The sequence below is a fragment of the Lysobacter xanthus genome (assembly GCF_047159895.1).
This window is the reverse complement of sequence record NZ_BAAGAB020000026.1, coordinates 14,824-34,466: the sequence shown is the minus strand read 5'-3', so window position 1 is coordinate 34,466 and position 19,643 is coordinate 14,824. Positions and strand designations below refer to the sequence as shown.

Annotated in this window: 17 protein-coding genes; 5 read left to right on the top strand and 12 right to left on the bottom strand. The window is 69.4% G+C overall.

What is annotated here, in order from left to right; all coding sequences use genetic code 11:
- Positions 1-990 (bottom strand): OmpA family protein (locus ACY35P_RS08545; RefSeq protein ID WP_462115406.1); only part of this gene is annotated, 990 nt, incomplete at its 3' end.
- A gap of 553 nt (positions 991-1,543) precedes the next feature.
- Between ACY35P_RS08545 and ACY35P_RS08540 the strand changes: the two genes are divergently transcribed.
- On the top strand, positions 1,544-3,571 hold the full coding sequence (locus ACY35P_RS08540; protein WP_462115405.1) for an FAD-dependent oxidoreductase: 2,028 nt from the start codon (positions 1,544-1,546) through the stop codon (positions 3,569-3,571).
- An 88-nt stretch (positions 3,572-3,659) separates the two neighbouring features.
- On the top strand, positions 3,660-4,271 hold the full coding sequence (locus ACY35P_RS08535) for a glutathione S-transferase family protein (protein WP_462115404.1): 612 nt from the start codon (positions 3,660-3,662) through the stop codon (positions 4,269-4,271).
- A gap of 6 nt (positions 4,272-4,277) precedes the next feature.
- On the opposite strand, the gene ACY35P_RS08530 is transcribed toward ACY35P_RS08535, so the two are convergent.
- The 8 genes from ACY35P_RS08530 to ACY35P_RS08495 form a co-directional block, all read right to left on the bottom strand.
- Positions 4,278-4,748, bottom strand: a complete 471-nt coding sequence (locus ACY35P_RS08530; RefSeq protein ID WP_462115403.1) for a potassium channel family protein — start codon at positions 4,746-4,748, stop codon at positions 4,278-4,280.
- Between the two features lie 8 nt (positions 4,749-4,756).
- The gene (prpC, locus tag ACY35P_RS08525) at positions 4,757-5,902 is read right to left on the bottom strand and encodes a bifunctional 2-methylcitrate synthase/citrate synthase (RefSeq protein WP_462115402.1); all 1,146 of its coding nucleotides are present in this window, start codon (positions 5,900-5,902) and stop codon (positions 4,757-4,759) included.
- An 82-nt stretch (positions 5,903-5,984) separates the two neighbouring features.
- On the bottom strand, positions 5,985-6,872 hold the full coding sequence (gene prpB, locus ACY35P_RS08520) for a methylisocitrate lyase (RefSeq protein ID WP_462115401.1): 888 nt from the start codon (positions 6,870-6,872) through the stop codon (positions 5,985-5,987).
- A gap of 69 nt (positions 6,873-6,941) precedes the next feature.
- Entirely contained in the window at positions 6,942-9,428 is a 2,487-nt protein-coding gene (locus ACY35P_RS08515; RefSeq protein ID WP_462115400.1) for a S9 family peptidase, read from the bottom strand.
- 121 nt (positions 9,429-9,549) lie between these two features.
- On the bottom strand, positions 9,550-10,533 hold the full coding sequence (locus ACY35P_RS08510) for a malate dehydrogenase (protein WP_462115399.1): 984 nt from the start codon (positions 10,531-10,533) through the stop codon (positions 9,550-9,552).
- 107 nt (positions 10,534-10,640) lie between these two features.
- Entirely contained in the window at positions 10,641-11,846 is a 1,206-nt protein-coding gene (locus ACY35P_RS08505) for a pyridoxal phosphate-dependent aminotransferase (RefSeq protein WP_462115398.1), read from the bottom strand.
- A gap of 161 nt (positions 11,847-12,007) precedes the next feature.
- Positions 12,008-12,514, bottom strand: coding sequence for a peptidylprolyl isomerase (locus tag ACY35P_RS08500; RefSeq protein ID WP_462115397.1), 507 nt, complete (start codon positions 12,512-12,514; stop codon positions 12,008-12,010).
- Between the two features lie 22 nt (positions 12,515-12,536).
- Positions 12,537-12,779, bottom strand: a complete 243-nt coding sequence (locus ACY35P_RS08495; RefSeq protein WP_462115396.1) for a hypothetical protein — start codon at positions 12,777-12,779, stop codon at positions 12,537-12,539.
- A gap of 77 nt (positions 12,780-12,856) precedes the next feature.
- Between ACY35P_RS08495 and typA the strand changes: the two genes are divergently transcribed.
- The 3 genes from typA to ACY35P_RS08480 are packed head-to-tail and all read left to right on the top strand — an operon-like array spanning position 12,857 to position 16,861.
- Entirely contained in the window at positions 12,857-14,686 is a 1,830-nt protein-coding gene (typA, locus tag ACY35P_RS08490) for a translational GTPase TypA (RefSeq protein WP_462115395.1), read from the top strand.
- Positions 14,687-14,703: 17 nt separating this feature from the next.
- Positions 14,704-15,192 (top strand): DUF2127 domain-containing protein, encoded by a 489-nt coding sequence (locus ACY35P_RS08485; protein WP_462115394.1) that lies wholly within the window; start codon positions 14,704-14,706, stop codon positions 15,190-15,192.
- Positions 15,193-15,235: 43 nt separating this feature from the next.
- On the top strand, positions 15,236-16,861 hold the full coding sequence (locus ACY35P_RS08480; RefSeq protein WP_462115393.1) for an amidase: 1,626 nt from the start codon (positions 15,236-15,238) through the stop codon (positions 16,859-16,861).
- Here the strand turns inward: ACY35P_RS08480 and ACY35P_RS08475 are convergent.
- The 3 genes from ACY35P_RS08475 to ACY35P_RS08465 are packed head-to-tail and all read right to left on the bottom strand — an operon-like array spanning position 16,858 to position 19,447.
- Complete coding sequence (locus ACY35P_RS08475; protein WP_462115392.1) at positions 16,858-17,520, bottom strand: YoaK family protein; 663 nt, start codon at positions 17,518-17,520, stop codon at positions 16,858-16,860. The two genes, ACY35P_RS08480 and ACY35P_RS08475, sit on opposite strands and share 4 nt — an antisense overlap.
- A 25-nt stretch (positions 17,521-17,545) precedes the next feature.
- Positions 17,546-18,934, bottom strand: a complete 1,389-nt coding sequence (locus tag ACY35P_RS08470) for a class II 3-deoxy-7-phosphoheptulonate synthase (RefSeq protein WP_462115391.1) — start codon at positions 18,932-18,934, stop codon at positions 17,546-17,548.
- Positions 18,935-18,940: 6 nt separating this feature from the next.
- Positions 18,941-19,447, bottom strand: coding sequence for a disulfide bond formation protein B (locus tag ACY35P_RS08465; RefSeq protein ID WP_462115390.1), 507 nt, complete (start codon positions 19,445-19,447; stop codon positions 18,941-18,943).
- Between the last annotated feature and the right edge of the window lie 196 nt (positions 19,448-19,643).

Sequence of the window (19,643 nt, the reverse complement as noted above, 5' to 3'; positions counted from 1 at the left end):
CAGGTAGTCGTACACGGCGCGCGCGCGGCGCTCCGACAGCGACTGGTTGTACGCGTCCGAACCGCACAGGTCGGTGTGACCGGCGACTTCGACGCGCAGCTGCGGGTAACGCTGCAGGATCGAGACGGCCTCGTCGAGGATCGCGATCGCGTCGGGACGCAGCTTGGACTTGTCGAAGTCGAAGTTGACGCCCTTCAGGTCGATCGTGAGCGGGACCGGGCAACCGTCCGGACCGACGGCCTGACCGGCGGTCGAGCCCGGGCACTTGTCGTCGCAGTTGTTGACGCCGTCACCGTCGTCGTCCTTGTCGGCGCAGGTCGCCGGCGTCGGCGCGGGGCCGACCGGAGCAACGGGGGCCGGGCCGAGCGGGATGACCACGCCGACCGAGGCCAGGACGTCCTGGAACCAGTCTTCGCCGTCGTTGCGCGGGCGATCGTCGTTGTAGAAGGCGCCGACGCTGTCGTTGTCCGCGTCAAGGCGCATGGCGAGCTCGGTCCGGATCTTCACGCGATCGGAGCCACCCTGCAGGCCGACGCCGATCTTGCCGGCGACGTGGTTGTCCTCACGCTGGCACGGCGCATCGGCGCTGTCGCACGGAAAGCGAACGCGGAACAGCGACGGATCGTATTCCTCTTCCGAACGCTGCCAGCCGAGGCCGGCGACGACGTACGGATTCCACGAGCGACCCTCGGCGATGAAGTGGCGGCGCACGTCGAACGACACGCCGTACTGGCTCCACCACAGGTCCTGGTTACGCTCGGCGCGCGGGTTCTGGTAGTTCGCCTCGACGTCGAACGACCAACGCGGGTTGACCATCTTGCCGAAGCCGATCGCACCGAACGGCGCATTGCGCGTACCGCGATCGTTGTCCTGGAGATTGAAGCCGACGGAGCCGGTCACGTACCAGCGATCGTCGAATTCCTGCGCCTGCGCGGCCTGCAGGAGCGAGACACCGCCGAGCAGAGCGGCACAGAGGAGTTTCTTGTTCATTTTGTTGTTGCTCCTGGATCGAAGGAGGGGGGGATCCGCAGTAGCGCGTTCCGTTCGTTTCTGGACGGCTTGCTGAACAGAGCCATCGGCGCGGAGCGTAGGAGCGCCGCCGTGAAGGGGCTGTTAACTGTCGGATAACAAACGCGGAAGTTCCCGCAGCGCGTTTCGCAGTGCGTTTTCGTTCAACTGCATCGTCGTCTTGCAACTGCGAATGTGCGCGAGAAATCGGCGCTTTGCGCCTCCACGGGCTGCTTCGTTTGATCTTCCTTGGACGGAGCAGATCGCAATACGTGATGAGGAATGCGAATCGCAAAGCGATCTCTGGTCGCTGCTCGCGCACCGTGTCGCGACTACCTTGTTCACCGCCGCGCGAGGCGCATGCGCGTCCACCGTCGAACGAAATTGGAATCGTGCCGGACTGACATCGGTCGATGCCCCGCCTACCGCCTGAAAGGAGCGCGCCAGTTTCGGCGGCCTACCGGACAACTCCCCCGTCTTGCCGACGACAGGGAATCCGGGCATCGTTCGCGAACCATACGCACGCGTATCCCGAATGGCCCTCGAGTCCCGCTATCCCCATCTGCTGGCGCCGCTCGACCTCGGCTTCTGCACGTTGCGCAACCGCGTGCTGATGGGCTCGATGCATACCGGACTGGAGGACCACGCACGGGACTTCCCGAAACTCGCCGCCTATTTCGCCGAGCGCGCGGCCGGCGGCGTCGGTCTGATGGTCACCGGTGGCTTCTCGCCCAATGTGCGCGGCTGGCTCAAGCCGTTGTCGGGCACGCTGTCGATGCCGTGGCAGGTGCGCCGCCATCGGCAGGTCACCGCCGCCGTGCATGCGCACGATGCGCGCATCTGCCTCCAGATCCTCCATGCGGGTCGCTACGGCTACCACCCGCTGCAGGTGGCGCCGAGCGCCATCAAGGCGCCCATCAATCCGTTTTCACCGCGGGCGCTCGGCCCGGGCGGCGTCGAACGACAGATCCGCGCCTTCGTGCGCACCGCGAAGCTCGCGCGCGAGGCCGGCTACGACGGCGTCGAGGTGATGGGCTCGGAAGGCTACCTGCTCAACCAGTTCACCGCGCCGCGCACGAACCGCCGCAGCGACGCATGGGGCGGCGACGCGGACCGCCGCATGCGTTTCGCGGTCGAGATCGTACGCCGCATCCGCGAAGCCTGTGGCCCGGACTTCATCCTGATCTATCGGCTCTCCATGATCGATCTCGTCGACGACGGGCTCGCCTGGGACGAAGTCGTGCGCCAGGCGCAGGCGGTGGAGGCGGCCGGTGCGACGATCATCAACACCGGCATCGGCTGGCACGAGGCGCGCGTGCCGACGATCGCGACGTCCGTCCCGCGCGGGGCGTTCGTCGACATCACCGCCCGCCTGAAACCGCACGTGCGCGTACCGCTGGTCGCGACCAACCGCATCAACATGCCGGACGTGGCCGAGCGCGTACTCGCGAGTGGCGCTGCGGATCTCGTGTCGATGGCCCGCCCCCTGCTGGCCGATCCGCATTGGGTCGCGAAAGCGCGCGACGGCCGCAGCGACGAGATCAACACCTGCATCGCCTGCAACCAGGCCTGCCTCGACCACGTGTTCCAGAACAAGCGCGCGAGCTGCCTGGTGAACCCGCGGGCCTGCCACGAGACCGAGCTGGTCTACGCGCCGACGTCGACGCCGAAATCGGTTGCCGTGGTGGGCGCGGGGGTCGCCGGGCTCGCCTGCGCCACCGTGGCCGCGCAGCGCGGGCATCGGGTCACCGTGTTCGAGGCGGCGAACGACATCGGAGGCCAATTCGACCTCGCGCGGCGCATCCCCGGCAAGGAGGAGTTCGACGAGACCGTGCGCTACTTCCGGCGCCGCCTCGAGCTCGATCGCATCGACGTGCGGCTCGGCGCGCGCGCCACCCCGGAAATGCTCGACGGCTTCGACGAGGTCGCGCTCGCCACCGGCGTGCTGCCGCGCGACGTGAGCTTTCCCGGCAGCGACGATCCGCGGGTGCTCCGCTACGACGACGTGCTGGCCGGTCGCGTGCAGGTCGGGCCACGCGTCGCGATCGTCGGCGCGGGCGGCATCGGTTACGACGTCGCGGAATTCCTCGCGCAATCGGGCCCGTCGCCCGCGCTGGACGCGGTGGAATGGCGCCGCGAGTGGGGCGTCGACCTCGGCTACACCGACGCGCGCGGCGGCCTGCGCGCCCCGGAAGCGCCGCCCGTCGCGCGTACGGTCTGGCTGCTGCAGCGCAGTGCGGGCAAGCCCGGCGCGAAGCTCGGCAAGACGACCGGGTGGATCCACCGCGCGAGCCTCAAGGCGCGGGGCGTCCAGGCGCTCGGTGGCGTGCAGTACGTGGGCTTCGACGACGCCGGTTTCCGCATCACGGTCGACGGCGAGCCGCGCACGCTCGAGGTCGACCACGTCGTCGTCTGCGCGGGGCAGGTCTCGAACAATCCGCTCGAGGCCCCGCTGCGCGCCGCAGGCCGCTCGGTGCACGTCATCGGGGGCGCCGAGCTTGCCGCCGAGCTCGACGCGAAGCGTGCGATCGACCAGGGCAGCCGGGTGGCGGCGGCGCTCTGAGCCCATCCGCGGAACCGTGCATTGCAGCCGGTGCGTTGCGGGCGGCACGGTCGGGCCGGATAGTCGCCCCTCCCCTCTGGAGTCGACCATGAAGCTCTACACGAAGCCGGGCGCCTGCTCGACCGCCTGCCACATCTCGCTGCAGTGGTCGGGCGCGCCGTTCTCGCTGCAGGTGCTGACCGCGGAGGAGATGAAATCCCCCGCCTACCTCGCGATCAATCCCGCGGGCGCCGTACCGACGCTCGTCGACGGCGACTTCGTGCTGACGCAGAACGCGGCGATCCTCGGCTATGTGGCCGATCGCTTCCCGCAGTCGGGCCTCGTGGGTGACGGCGGTGCGCGCCAGCGCGCCGAGGCCAATCGCTGGCTCGCCTTCTGCAACGCGGACGTCCACCCCGCCTTCCACCCGCTGTTCGGGCCGTCGCGCTTCATCGCGGACGCCTCGCAGTTCGAGGGGCTGCAGGCGGCGGCGCGCACGCGACTGCGCGGGCTCTACGAGCGCGCGGAGGCACAGCTCGCCGGTCGCGAGTGGATCGCCGGCTTCCGCAGCTACGCGGACCCCTACCTCTACATCACCCTGCGCTGGGCCTCGAAGACGGGCGTCGACCTGTCCGGTCTCGACAACCTCGCTGGGTTCGTCCGCAGGATGGACGCGGATGCCGGCGTGCAGACCGCGCTGAAGGCCGAAGGCCTCGCCTGAGCCGGTTCAGTGGAGATCGTCGCGCCAGTGGCGCGACATCTCCATGAACGCGAACGACGCCGACCACGCGACCATCATCAGTCCGATCAGCGATTCGGTGCCGGCCAGCCAGCGGATCGGCCCTTTCGGCGTCAGGTCGCCGAAACCGACGGTCGAGTACGTCATCGCGGACATGTAGAACGCGTCGAACATGGAGGCGTGGTGCGACGCGCCGTCGATGCCGCCCGCGCCGGGCACGTGCATCAGCGCCCAATAGCCCGCGCCGAAGATCACGATCGAAGCGGTGTGCAGCGCGACCAGGCCGAAGACCAGGCGCAGGATCTTGTTGCGATGCACCGGACCGCCATTGTCGCGACGGTGCCGGTTGTACATGCGGCCGAGCCGCACCATGCCCTCGAAGTTGAGGACTAGGACCATCGCCACCGCGATCCCCGCGGTGGCGATGGCGATGCCGTGGACGGCGTAGTCGGCGCCCACGGCCCGGCTCAGCGGCGGTCGATCGCGACGTACTCGCGATCTTCGGGGCCCGTGTAGTTCGCGCTGGGCCGGATGATCTTGCCGTCCTCGCGCTGCTCGATCACGTGCGCGCTCCAGCCGGTGGTGCGCGCGATCACGAACAGCGGCGTGAACATCGGCGTCGGAATGCCCATCATGTGGTAGGCCGACGCGCTGTACCAGTCGAGGTTCGGGAACATCTTCTTGGTGTCCATCATCAGGTTCTCGATGCGCTCGGACACGTCGAACAGGACCCGGTTCCCGCCGTCGTCGCACAGCTTGCGCGAGATCTCCTTGATGATCGGGTTGCGCGGATCGCCCACGGTGTACACCGGGTGCCCGAAGCCGATGACGATCTCCTTGCGCTCCATGCGGGCGCGGATGTCGGCCTCGGCGTCGTCGGCGGTCGAATAGCGGCTGATGATGTCCATCGCCACCTCGTTCGCGCCGCCGTGCTTCGGACCGCGCAGTGCGCCGATCGCGCCGGTAATGCAGGAATGCAGGTCCGAACCCGTGCCGGCGATGACGCGCGCGGTGAACGTCGAGGCGTTGAACTCGTGCTCGGCGTACAGGATCAGCGACTTGTCGAGCGCGTCGGCATGCAGCGACGAGGGGCGCTCGCCGTGCAGCAGGTGCAGGAAGTGCGCGGCGACGGAGTCGTCGTCGGTCAGCGTCTCGATGCGCTCGCCGTTGCGGGTGAAGTGCCACCAGTACAGCAGCATGGAGCCGAAGCTCGCGACGAGCTTGTCGGCGATGTCGCGGGCTTCCGACGCCGGATGGCCTTCGCGCTCCGGCAGCACCGTGCCGAGCACGGAGCAGCCCGTGCGCAGCACGTCCATCGGGTGCGCGTTGGCGGGCACGAGCTCGAGCGCTTCCTGCACGATCGCCGGCAGCCCGCGCAGGCGCTTGAGCTTGGCCTTGTAGGCGCGCAGTTGCGACGTGGTCGGCAGCGCCCCGTGCACCAGAAGATGCGCGACCTCCTCGAACGTCGACTGCGTCGCGAGGTCCTTGATGTCGTAGCCGCGGTAATGCAGGTCGTTGCCGCTACGGCCGACCGTGCACAGCGCGGTATTGCCGGCGGCGGTGCCGCTCAGTGCGACGGACTTCTTCACCTTCGGGAGCACTTGCTCGCTCATTGCGGGGTTCTCTCGTTGCGGCTTCCGCGTCGCGGAAGCGGAATCGGGTGCCCTGCCCGCGCGGTCGCGCGCGGGCGGAACGTCATTCGCCCTTCGACGACGCGAAGAGCCGGTCGAGCTTGTCCTCGTAGCCGTGGTAGCCGAGGAAGTCGTACAGCTCGGCGCGGGTCTGCAGCGTGTCGACGATGCCCTTCTGCGTGCCCTCGCGGCGCACGGTCTCGTAGAAGTTGAGCGCGGCCTTGTTCATCGCGCGGTAGGCGCCACAGCAGTACAGCGCGATGTCGACGCCCGCGTCGCGCAGCTCGTCGGTCGTGAAGAAGGGCGTCGAGCCGAACTCGGTGAGGTTGGCGAGGATCGGCACCTTCACGGCGCCCTTGAACTTGCGATAGTCGTCCAGCGACGTCATCGCCTCCGGGAAGATCATGTCCGCGCCGGCTTCGACGTAGGCACACGCACGGTCGATGGCGGCGTCGAGACCCTCCACGGCGGCGGCATCGGTGCGCGCCATGATCACGAACGAAGCGTCCGTGCGGCCGTCGACTGCGGACTTCACGCGGTCGACCATCTCCGACGTCGACACCACTTCCTTGCCCGGCCGGTGCCCGCAGCGCTTCTGGCCGACCTGGTCTTCCATGTGGACCGCGGCCACGCCCACCCGCTCGAACGAACGGATGGTGCGCGCGATGTTGAAGGCGCCGCCCCAGCCGGTATCGATGTCGACCAGCAGCGGCATGTGGGTCGCTTCGACGATGCGGCGCGCGTCGGTCAGCACGTCCTCCATGGTGGAGATGCCGAGGTCCGGCATGCCGAGCGAATTGGCGGCCACGCCGCCGCCCGACAGGTACAGCGCCCTGTAGCCCGTGCGCTTGGCCATCAGGCCGGCGTAGGCGGTGATCGCGCCCATGACCTGCAGCGGGGATTCGTCGTTCAGTGCGGCCCGGAAGCGGGCGCCGGCGGATGCGGTGGACATGCGGGCTCGGTTCGGCGAAACCCGCATTTTACGCCGCCCCGGCCGCCGCTGCGGCGGCCGGGAGACGTATTACTTCGCCGCAGACGCCTTCGCCGCGCGCGGCGGGGCGTTCTTCACGTACCGGTCGAACCAGGTCAGCATTTCCGCCGCGACGTGCTCGTTCGAATCCTGCGCCGTGTACCAGTGCGGCTCGAACGGCAGCATGACCAGCCGCGTGGTGCCGCCCAACCCACGGATCGCCTGGAACAGCCTCGGCGCCTGCGTGGGCTCGGTACCGGGGTTCGCGTCGTCCTGCCCGTGCACGATCAGCAGCGGCTCGTCGATCTTGTCGGCGTTGAAGAACGCCGACGCCTTGCGGTAGACCTCGGGCGCGCTCCAGACCGAACGGCGCTCGTTCTGGAAGCCGAACGGCGTCAGCGCCTTGTTGTAGCCGCCGCTGGTGGCGACGCCCGCACGGAAGAAGTCCGACCACGCCAGCAGGTTCGCCGTCATGAGCGCGCCGTGGCTGTGGCCGGTGATGCCGATGCGGTCGCGATCCACCACGCCCATGGCCACCGCCTTGTCGACCGCGGCGCGTGCGTCGGCCGTGAGCTGCTCGATGTAGGTGTCGTAGGCATTGCGCGGATCGCCGACGATCGGGAAGGCGGCGTTGTCGATGATCGCGTAGCCCGCGAGCAGGAGGAGGCGGTAGTTCGCCAGCCGCGTGAACGTCTGCTGCGAGCCCGTCACCTGCCCCGCCTTGCTCGGGTCCGCGAAATCCTGCGGATAGGCGTACAGGATCGCCGGCAGGCGCGTGCCCGGCTGGTAGCCCGGTGGCGTGTAGAGCGTGAACGAGAGGTCGACTCCGTCGTCGCGCTTGTACGTCACGAGCGTTTTCTTGATCTTGCGGACCTCGGGCGTCGGATCCGGATAGTCCGTGATCGCCCGGGCGGTCGACGCCCGCTGCGGCTCGCCGGCGGCAGCCTGCACGGCGTCGCCGGGAACGCGCAGGAACGCGTTCGGCGGATCGTCGATCGACTCGTGCCACGTGACCAGACGTGCGCCATCGGCCGCGAAGCCGACGAAGCGCTCGTACGCATCCGGCGCGCTCCGGAACAGGCGCGTGCTGGCACCCGTGGCGAGGTCGCGCTTGTCGAGGAACGGCCGATCGCCCGCCGTCGAGCCGCCCGCGCCGGTGAGGTAGATCGCATCGCCGTCGCGGCGCACGACCATCGCCCCGTTCGGCAGGCGACGCATCACCGGCGACCCCGGATTCGCATAGCGCTCGTCGAGCGAGAGTTCCCACAGCACGCGCTCGGGCGTGCGCGACGGCTCGTCCATGTCGCGCAGCACGGTGCGGCGGACGCGCTTGTTGGCGTCGTACTCGGACAGCAGGGCCTGGCTGCCGGTCTCGAACCAGCCGAGGCCGGCGTAGCGCTGCGTGGTGCGCGCGATCTCGCGCGGCGCCGCATCGAACGGTGCGCCGAGCGCCATCACCTTGTCGCGTGCGGGGACGGTGACCTTCCAGTCGCCGCCGTCGAGCGCCTCGGCCCACGTCAGCGTGGCCGGCGCATTCGCCCGCCAGTCGAAATCACGCGGACCGGTCTCGACGCCCTGCACCGGCACGCGATCCGCCACCGGCAGCGAGGCGACCACGTGCCGCTCGCCGGTCTGCAGGTCGAGCACCGCCACGTCGCGCGCGAAACGGCTGTAGGTCGTGACGTACGAATACGGGCGCTTGAGCGTCTCGACCAGCACGTGGCGGCCGTCGGGTGCGACGTCGACGGTGGTATGCACGCCCGGCGCGCCGATGGGCGTGACCCGTCCGCTCGCGACGTCGACGCGCGCGAGCTGCGAGGTCGCCCAGTAGTCGAACTGTTCCTCGTCGCGCGGGCTGCCCAGCGTGTCCCGGGCTTCGTACGTGCTGCTCTCGCCGCGGCCGGCCTTCGACTCCTTGATCTCGGGGCCGTCGGGCACGCCGCCCGCATGCGGCGCGGGGCCCAGCCCCTTCGGGACCTGCTTGACGACCAGCGCCGTCGGGCCCGCCCAGGCCATCTCGCCGTCGAGCACGGGATTCAGGCGCACCCCGTCGATCCGCCGCGCCTTGCCGGTGGCCGCATCCGCGATCCACAGCTGCGCGCCGGCGTCCGCCACGGTTTCGATCGCGATATGCGCCCCGTCCGGCGCCCACATGGCGTGGTCGGGGCAGGTGCCCGCGGGAAGGGCGACCGGGGTGCGCGTGCGCGAGTCGATGTCGACCAGCGTGAGGCCGTCGAGGCACTCGCGGATGCCGTAGCCGTTGGACACGTCGTGGCGCACGTGCAGGCGCGGCTCGATGCGCACGCCGGCGAGTTTCACGTAGGGCTCCGCCAGCCGCGTGATCGGCGGATCGTTCGCCGGCTGCACCATCAGCAGGCGGCGGCCGGTCGGGTCGAGCATCGGCGACGCCGGCAGCGGCGCGCGCATCACCGAGAGCAGCGGCTCGGGCGGCTTCGCGTACTGCGCCTGCGCGCCCGGGGCGATGCACGCGAGTGCGAGCGCGAGGCCCGGTACGGTGATGGGATGCTTCGACGGCATGGGCACGGCTCTCCGGAACGATGCCCCGATGGTGCACCACCGGGCGCCGCCTCGCCTGTGCCGTCGCCGGAACGCAGAAGGGCGGCCGGAGCCGCCCTTCGTCGTCATCCTGATCCGGCGATCAGAGCAGGTGCGCGACGCCCTGCCGCTCTTCCTCGAGCTCGGCCAGCGTCTTGTCCATCGCGGCGCGGCTGAACTCGTCGACCGGCAGGCCCTCGACGCGCGTGTACTCGCCGTTCGCGCAGGTCACCGGCACGCCGTACATCACGCCTTCCGGGATGCCGTAGCTGCCGTCGGACGGCACGCCCATGGTCACCCACTTGCCGTTGGTGCCGAGCACCCAGTCGCGGATGTGGTCGATGGCGGCATTCGCCGCCGAGGCCGCCGACGACAGGCCGCGCGCTTCGATGATCGCCGCGCCGCGCTTGCCGACCTGCGGGATGAACGCGTTCGCGTTCCAGTCGGCGTCGTTGATGCGGTCCTTCAGAGACGCGCCGTTGACGGTCGCGAAGCGGTAGTCCGGATACATCGTGGGCGAATGGTTGCCCCAGACGACCAGCTTCTCGATGTCGCCGACCGGCACGCCGGCCTTGTTCGCGAGCTGGCTGAGCGCACGGTTGTGGTCGAGGCGCAGCATGGCGGTGAAGTTCTTCGCGGGCAGGTCCGGCGCCGACTTCATGGCGATGTAGGCATTGGTGTTCGCCGGGTTGCCGACGACCAGCACCTTCACGTTGCGGCTGGCGACCTTGTTCAGCGCCGCGCCCTGCGCGGTGAAGATCTTCGCGTTCTCGAGCAGCAGGTCCTTGCGCTCCATGCCCGGGCCGCGCGGACGCGCGCCGACCAGAAGGGCGATGTCCGCGTCCTTGAACGCCACTTCCGCGTCGTCGGTGCCGACCATGCCGGCGAGCAGCGGGAACGCGCAGTCCTCGAGCTCCATCATCACGCCGCGCAGCGCGGCCTGGGCCTTGTCCATCGGCAGCTCGAGCATCTGCAGGATGACGGGCTGGTCCTTGCCGAGCATCTCGCCCGAGGCGATGCGGAACAGCAGCGAGTAACCGATCTGGCCGGCTGCACCGGTGACGGCGACGCGGACGGGGGTCTTCATGAAGGAGCTCCGTGGAACGTGCGTGGGTTGTCGTGGGGTCGTTCTTGGAGGCCCGCGGGATTACCCGAGGACCAGGACGCGGCGCTCAGCGCTTCCGCGTCCGGCAGTCAGGCGAGTTCGGCACAGAACTCGCGGAAGCGGTCGAGGCCCGGCTGCAGCTGCGGCGTCGGGCAGGTGTAGCTGATGCGCAGCGCGCGCGGCTCGCCGAAGGCCGAGCCCGGCACACAGGCCACGCCCTTCGTCTCCAGCAGCGCATTGCAGAAATCGACGTCGTTTCCGATGGCGAGGCCGCTCGGGCCGTGCGTCTTCCCGAACGCGAAGCTGATGTCCGGGAACACGTAGAACGCGCCTTCCGGACGCGGGCAGACGAGACCGGGAATGCCCTGCATCACCGCCATCACCTGGTCGCGCTTGCCCTGGAATTCCGCGCACTTCTGCGTCGGGATGTCCTGCGGGCCGCTGAGCGCCGCCAGCGCGGCGGCATTGGTCACTTCGGGCAGGTTGGTGATGTGGTTCGAGTTCATCGTCACCACGGCCTTCGCGACGATTTCCGGGCCGGCCATGAAGCCGACGCGCCAGCCGGGCATGCCGTACGTCTTCGACAGCGAGTCGATGAAGATCACCCGGTCGCGCAGCTCGGGGCGCGCATGCAGGAAGTTGTGGTAGCCGACGCCGTCGAAGACCATCCGGTTGTAGATGTCATCGGTGATGACCCAGGTGTCCGGGTACTTCGCGATGACGTCCGCGAGCGCGTCGATCTCGGCCTTCGAATAGACCATGCCGGTCGGGTTCGAGGGATTGTTGAACAGGAACACGCGCGGCTTCTTCGCGAGCGCGGCGTCGAGCTGCGCGGGCGTGAGCTTGTAGTTCTGCTCCGCCGGGCACGGCAGCAGGTCGATCTTCGCGTTGAGGATCTCGGCGATGTCGACGTAGCTGGTCCAGTACGGCGTCGGGAAGGCGATCGTGTCGCCCTCGTCCAGCAGCGCCTCGCAGAGGTTGTAGATGACGTGCTTGGCGCCGATGCCGGTCGCGACGTTGGCGCGCGTGTAGCCGGTCAGGCCGATCGCGGCCATGTGCGCGAGGAACGCATCGAGCAGCGCGTCGGGGCCGCGGTTGCTGCCGTACTGGCCGCTGTCGTGCTTGAGCGCGTCGGCGGCGGCGGCATAGACGTGCTCGCCGGGCAGGAAGTTCGGGACGCCGATCGAGAAGCTGATGATGTCGCGGCCTTCGGCCTTGAGGCGCTTGGCCTTTTCGGCGACCTGCATGATCGCGCTGGGCTTGGCGCGGCCGATGCGCGAGGCGAGCTGGAGCATCGCGGAACCTCGGAAAAATGCGGCGATGGAGGACCGGCCGAGGCGCGACGGCGCGGGGCCGGAACAGCCGCCGAATGGTATCACGTGAAACTTTTCCGCCGGCCGCTTGCGGACACGAAGACGCCCGCCGGCGCGGGCCGGCGGGCGTCGGGGCGAAACGCTTACGGACGCGCGTTGGCGTCGAGCGTCTGGTTCCACTGGGCGACGCGCTCGGCCTGCGCGGCGAGCACCGCGTCGGCGTCGCCCTCGATCTTGACCGAGCGGATCAGGTCGCCCTGCTTCACGGCGTCGACGATCTCCTGGCCCTCGAGCACCTTGCCGAAGACGGTGTGCTTGCCGTCGAGCCACGGCGTGGAGACGTGCGTGATGAAGAACTGGCTGCCGTTGGTGTTCGGGCCGGCATTGGCCATCGACAGCACGCCGCGCTCGTGGCCCAGGCCGTTGCGGGCCTCGTCCTCGAACTTGTAGCCCGGACCGCCGGTGCCGGTGCCCTTGGGGCAGCCGCCCTGGACCATGAAGTCGTTGATGACGCGGTGGAACGACAGGCCATCGTAGAAGCCGCGCTTGGCGAGGTTCACGAAGTTGGCGACGGTCACCGGCGCCTTGTCGGCGGCGAGCTCGACGCGGATCGGGCCGCGGTCGGTGTCGAAATGGGCGATGAGGGACATGGGAACTCCGAGGGGGAAGGAATCAGCGGGTGGATCTTGACCGGGCCGTCGTCAGGACGATGCGCGCGACCTGGCCCGAGCAGCCCAGCACGCCGAGCGCACCGAGGCCGAGCAGCAGCAGGTCGGTCCCCGGTGGCAGGCCGAGCGAGGCCATCCTGTCCGGCGAGCCGCGCAGGACGAGCCCCGCCACCACGAGGATCGCGGCGACCAGGTCGACGGCGATCACCCAGCGCGGAAACGGCAGTACGGACGGCTGTTCAGACATGGCGGGCGCCGGGGACGACTCACCGGCTATAATAGCCGGCTTCCCTTCCCTGCTTGCGCCTTAAGGCGTCTCTTCGCATGTCCATCGAACGCCTGCGCAACATCGCCATCGTCGCCCACGTCGACCATGGCAAGACCACCCTCGTCGATTGCCTCCTCAAACAGTCCGGCACGCTCAACGAGCGCACCGTGCTGGCCGAGCGCGTGATGGACAGCAACGACCAGGAGAAGGAGCGTGGCATCACGATCCTCTCCAAGAACACCGCCATCACCTGGCAGGGCAACCGCATCAACATCGTCGACACCCCGGGCCACGCCGACTTCGGCGGCGAGGTCGAGCGCGTGCTGTCGATGGTCGACTCGGTGCTGATCCTCGTCGACGCGATGGACGGCCCGATGCCGCAGACGCGGTTCGTCACGCAGAAGGCGTTCGCGATGGGCTTCAAGCCGATCGTCGTCGTCAACAAGATCGACCGCCCGGGCGCGCGCCCCGACTGGGTCATCGACCAGGTGTTCGACCTGTTCGACAAGCTCGGCGCAACGAACGAGCAGCTCGACTTCCCGATCGTCTACGCCTCCGCGCTGCACGGCTACGCGAGCCTCGACGATCAGGCGCGCAGCGGCGACATGACCCCGCTGTACGAAGCGATCATGAAGCACGTCGAGCACCCGAAGGTCGATCCGGACGGCGCGTTCCAGATGCGCATCAGCCAGCTCGACTACAGCAACTTCGTCGGCCTGATCGGCATCGGCCGCATCCAGCGCGGCAAGGTGCGCACCAACATGCCGGTGAGCGTGGTCGACCGCGAAGGCAAGAAGCGCCAGGGCAAGGTGCTGCAGGTGCTCGGCTTCATGGGCCTGGAGCGCATCGAGGTGCCGGAAGCATCGGCGGGCGACATCGTCGCGATCTCCGGCGTCGCCGAGCTCAGCATCTCCGACACGGTCTGCGCGCTCGACGTGCCGGAGGCGCTGCCCGCGCTGACGGTCGACGAGCCGACGATCTCGATGACCTTCCAGGTCAACAACTCGCCGTTCGCGGGCAACAAGGATCTGTCGGGCGGCAAGTTCCTGACGAGCCGCCAGCTGCGCGAGCGCCTGGAGCGCGAGACGCTGCACAACGTCGCGCTGAAGGTCGAGGAAGGCTCCGACCCGGACAAGTTCCTCGTCTCGGGTCGCGGCGAGCTGCACCTGTCGGTGCTGATCGAGAACATGCGCCGCGAGGGCTACGAGCTCGCCGTATCGCGCCCGGAAGTCATCATCAAGGAAGTCGACGGCCAGCAGATGGAGCCGGTCGAGCAGCTCGTGGTGGACATCGAGGAGCAGCATCAGGGCGGCGTGATGGAGAAGCTCGGCACGCGCAAGGCGCAGCTGAAGAACATGGAATCCGACGGCAAGGGCCGCGTGCGCCTCGACTACATGATTCCGGCGCGCGGCCTGATCGGCTTCCAGAACGAGTTCCGCACGCTGACGCAGGGCTCCGGCCTGCTGTTCCACGTCTTCGACCACTACGGCCCGAAGGAACAGGGCGCGATCGCCAAGCGCATCAACGGCGTGATGATCGCCAATGCCCCGGGCGCGACGCCGGCGTATTCGCTCGGCCCGCTGCAGGAGCGCGGCCGCCTGTTCGCCGCGGAAGGCGACATGGTCTACGAAGGCCAGCTGATCGGCATCCACTCGAAGGACAACGACCTTACGGTCAACGCCATCAAGACCAAGCCGCTGACCAACATGCGCGCTTCGGGCAAGGACGATGCCATCCAGCTGAGCCCGGCGATCAAGTACTCGCTGGAGCAGGCGCTCGACTTCATCGAGGACGACGAGCTCGTCGAAGTCACGCCGAAGGAAATCCGCCTGCGCAAGAAGCTGCTGACCGAGAGCGAGCGCAAGACGGCCTCGCGCCGCGGCTGACCGGTACACTCGCGACGGTGAAGTCACCCACCGACCGACCGTACGACCCGAATCCGCGCGCCCACCCCGGGCTGCGCGCGATCGCGCTGGTCGAGGCGACCAAGGGCCTGCTCGCCCTGATCACCGCGAGCGGGCTCGAGATCCTCGGGCCCGCGCCGCTGCGCAGCGCGGTGCACGTGCTGATCCGGCACTTCGAGCTCAGCTCGACCGAGGGGCCGCTCGCGTGGCTGGCCGGTGCGATCAGCGCCGGCTCGGTTCATGCGACCGCCGCCATCGCCGCGGTCTACGGGCTGCTCCATGTCGTCGAGGCCTGGGGCCTCTGGCGCGACAAGGCGTGGGCCTCGTGGCTCGGCTGCATCGCCGCCGCCATCTACCTGCCGTTCGACGTGTATGCACTGACACGGCACCCGGGATGGGCGGCGATGTCGGTGCTGGTGATCAACCTGATCGTGGTCTGGGTGCTCGCGCGCGACCTGTTCCGTCGACGGGGCCCCTTGCCCGGCTGAGCCGCGCATCGGATGCTGGCGCGTCTCCTGCCGGAAGCCGCCCATGCGCCCCGCCCCGCTCGCCCTCGCCCTCGCCCTGACCCTGGCCGGCTGTGCGGCGACGCCGCCTCGCGCGGCCGGGGTCGCCGCCTCCGTCGCACCGGAACCGGCGGCCGTTCCTGCCGCTGCGCCGTTCGCGTTCGAAGAAGCCGACATCGCCTCGCTGACCGCGCGCATGGCGAGCGGGGATCTCACGAGCCGCGCGCTCACGCGGGCCTACCTCGATCGCATCGCCGCGCTCGACGACGCCGGACCTCGATTGGGCGCCGTCCTCGCCCTCAATCCCGATGCGCTCGCCGAGGCCGAGGCCCGCGACGCCGAGCGTCGCGCCGGTCGCCTGCGTGGGCCGCTGCATGGCGTGCCGATCCTCGTCAAGGACAACATCGACGCGACGCCAATGGCGACGACCGCCGGCTCCCTCGCGCTCGCCGACCACCGCCCGTCGCGCGATGCCTTCCTCGTCGAGCGACTGCGTGCCGCGGGTGCGGTGATCCTCGGCAAGACCAACCTCAGCGAGTGGGCGAACTTCCGCTCGACGCGTTCGATCTCCGGCTGGAGCGGCGTGGGCGGGCAGACGCGAAATCCCTACGCGCTCGACCGCAACCCGTGTGGCTCGAGCTCGGGCAGCGGTACCGCGGCCTCCGCGAACCTCGCGGCGGCAACGATCGGCACGGAGACCGACGGCAGCATCATCTGCCCGTCCTCCGTCGCCGGCATCGTCGGCCTGAAGCCGACCGTAGGGCTCGTCAGCCGACACGGGATCGTGCCGATCTCGGCGAGCCAGGATACGGCGGGCCCGATGACGCGCACCGTCGCCGACGCGGCTCTCGTGCTGTCCGCGATCGCCGCACCGGACGCGCGTGATCCGGCGAACGGTGGTGCCTCGCGCCCCGCCGCCGTCGACTACACGACGCACCTGCGCGCCGACGCATTGAAGGGCGCGCGCATCGGCGTGCTGCGCAAGAGCGCGGGCTACCACCCGGACGTCGACGCCGCTTTCGATCGCGCGGTGGCCGCGCTGAAGGCCGCGGGCGCGACGGTCGTCGACGCCGAGATCCCGACGGCCGGAAAGTGGGACGCGCCGGAGTTCACCGTGCTGCTCTCCGAGTTCAAGCCGGGCCTCGAGGCCTACCTCGCCGACAGCGGCGCGCCCGTGCGTCGCTTCGAGGAGCTCATCGCATTCAACAGCGCGCATCCCGACGAGGAGATGCCGTACTTCGGACAGGAACTGTTCGAGCAGACGATGAAGGCCGAGCCGCTGACCTCGGCGAAGTACCGCGAGGCACGCGACGCGGCGCGTCGGCTCGCCGGACCGCAGGGCATCGACGCCGCGCTGAAAAAGCAGAAGCTCGATGCGCTGATCGCACCGTCGACGGGGCCCGCGTGGCGTACGGACGTCGTGCTGGGTGACCACTTCACCGGCGCAGGCTACGGGGCCGCCGCGGTCGCCGGCTATCCCGGCCTCACCGTGCCGATGGGCGATGCCCGCGGCCTGCCGCTGGGCCTGGTGTTCATGGGCACGAAGTGGAGCGAGGCCCGCCTGATCGAACTGGGCTACGCGTTCGAGCAGGCGACGCATGCCCGCAAGGCGCCCACGTTCCCGGCCACGATCGACGAGCCCGCCCGCTAACCGGCGCGCGGCAGTCTCGGTGCGAACGCGTTTGCCAGCGCCATGGCGAACGCGAGCGCGGCCGAGGCATACAGGGCGCGCGCACCGAACTCGCGGAACAGCAGCGCGGCCACGAGGCCGCCCGCGAAAAAGCCGGTAATCACCGTCGCGCACAGCAGCAGGCGGCGTCGCTCCACGGGCGCGCCGCGCGCAACATGACCCAGTGCGATGCCGAGGTCGGTGAACATGCCCGACACGTGGCTCGTGCGCACCACCGCGCCGCTGTAGGCCGTCGTCATCGCGTTCTGCAGGCCGCACGCCGCGGCGGCGAGCGCGATCGCGGACGGCTGCGCCTGCTCGAACGCGACGGTCGCGAGCACGAGCAAACCGGCGACGAGCAGCATCACGACGGTCTGACGGCGCCCGAGCCGAAGCACATCGGTGGGAATGAGGAACCCGCCGACCGCGGCGCCGCCGACGAACGCGGCCGCGGCGAGGAAGAGCAAGGCGGTGGACGCGCTGCCGTCGACCAGCGCCGCCGCCAGCAAGGTCGTCGTTCCGGTGAGGTGCGACACCGCCTGGTGCGTCGCACCGAGCAGGCCCACCGCATTGGCGCCGCCCGCGACGAACGCGAGCAGCCACGCGACCGGCCACGTCCAGGACGGCAGCCGCGAGATCATTGCGCGCGCTCGCGCCCGGCCCGGCTCAGCGCGGTGCGCTGAGCTGCGTCTGCTTGCGCACGATCAGCATCGTGATCTCCAGCGCCTGCTCGTAGTTCAGGCGCGGATCCACGCAGCTGCGATACGCGCGCTCGAGGTCGACTTCGGTGAGCTCCCGCGCGCCGCCGAGGCATTCGGTCACGTCCTCGCCGGTGAGTTCGAGATGCACGCCGCCCAGGCGCGTGCCCGCGGCCGCGTGCAACTCGAACGCCTGCTCGACCTCGCTCGCGATGTTCGCGAAGCGCCGCGTCTTGTAACCGTTCGCCGTCGGTTCGGTATTGCCATGCATCGGATCGCAGACCCACAACAGCCGGCGACCGTCGCGGCGCATCGCCTCGAGCAGCGGCGGCAGCTTCTCCGCCACGTGCGCGGCGCCCATGCGATGGATGAAGGTCAGGCGGCCGGCCTCGTCCTCGGGATTGAGCACGTCGACGAGCCGCAGCAGCTGATCCGGCGTCACGGACGGCCCGATCTTCACCGCGATCGGATTGCGGATGCCCCGGAGGAACTCGACGTGCGCGCCGTCGAGCTGCGCGGTGCGCATGCCGATCCACGGGAAATGCGTGCCGAGGTCGAACCAGCCCCAGTTGCGCGGCACCTGCCGCGTCATCGATTCCTCGTAGGGCAACAGGAGGGCTTCGTGCGACGTATAGAAGTCGACGCGGTTGAGGTTGTGCACCTCCGAGCCCGACAGCGTCTCCATGAAGCGCACCGCATCGCCGATGCCGGCCACCATGCGGCGGTACTCGTCGGCGAGCGGCGAATGGCCGACCCAGCCCAGGTCCCAGTACTCCGGGTGATGCAGGTCCGCGAAGCCGCCGTCGATCAGTGCGCGGACGAAGTTCATCGTCATCGCGGAGCGCGCATGCGCCTTGATCATGCGGCGCGGATCGGCGCGTCGCGCCTCCGGCGTGAAGGCAGGGCCGTTGACGATGTCGCCGCGATAGCTCGGCAGGCTGACGCCGTCGATGGTCTCCATGTCGGCGGAGCGCGGCTTGGCGTACTGCCCGGCGAAGCGCCCGACGCGCACCACCGGCTTGCGCATGCCGTGCACGAGCACGAGCGACATCTGCAGCAGCACCTTGAGGCGATTGGAGATCACGTCCGACGAGCATTCGTCGAAGCTCTCCGCGCAGTCGCCGCCCTGCAGCAGGAAGCGCTTGCCTTCCTGCGCCTCGGCGAGCTGCTGCTTGAGCGTCAGGATCTCCCACGACGTGACCAGCGGCGGCAGCCGGCGCAGTTCCGCGAGCGCGGATTCGAGCTCCGCGGCGTCGGCGTACTGCGGCATCTGGGTCGCGGGGCGCGCACGCCAGGATTGCGCGCTCCACTCACGCGGCAAGGAAACGGCCTGCAGGGACGGATCGTTGATCGGCATCGCATCTCACCTTCGACGGAACGCAGCGAAGGCCACCCACAGCGCCAGCACCACGAAGCTCACCAGCGTCCACACCGGCATCGACTGCCCGAGGAACGTCCATTCGATCTTTGCGCATTGTCCATCGCCCGTCAGCACCTTGCGCACCAGATCCATGAACGGCAGCGTCTCGCGAAGGAATGCGAGCGGCGGGCCGCAGGACGGCACCTGGTCGGGCGGCAGGTGCTGGATCCAGACGTGGCGCCCGGCGATCGCCGCGCCCGCCAGCGCGGGCACGAGTGCGAGCACGCCCCAGGCGCGACGCGCACCCGGTCGAACCGGACCGGCCGCGGCACCGGCGAGGAACACGAGGCCCAGGGCAATCACCGCGATGCGCTGGAAGATGCACAGCGGGCATGGCTCCAGGCCGAGCACGTGTTCCGCATACAGCGCATACGCCATCAGCGCAGCGCAGGCGGCGAAGCCCAGGAAGAACTGGACGCGGAAAGAGGCGCGGAAGGGAAGGAAGCGCATCGGCGGATTCGGTCCTGTGGAGCGACGATGGTCGCAGGGCCGCGCACTTCGCGCAAAGCCCGCGGCGGCATGACGTCGTACGACGGCTGCATGACGGCCCGAGGCGAGCCACCGGGTTCGACGGCCCTAAAACGACGAAGCCCCGGCATCAGCCAGGGCTTCCTCTCGGATCCGGGCGTCGGCCCGGGCCCGTGAC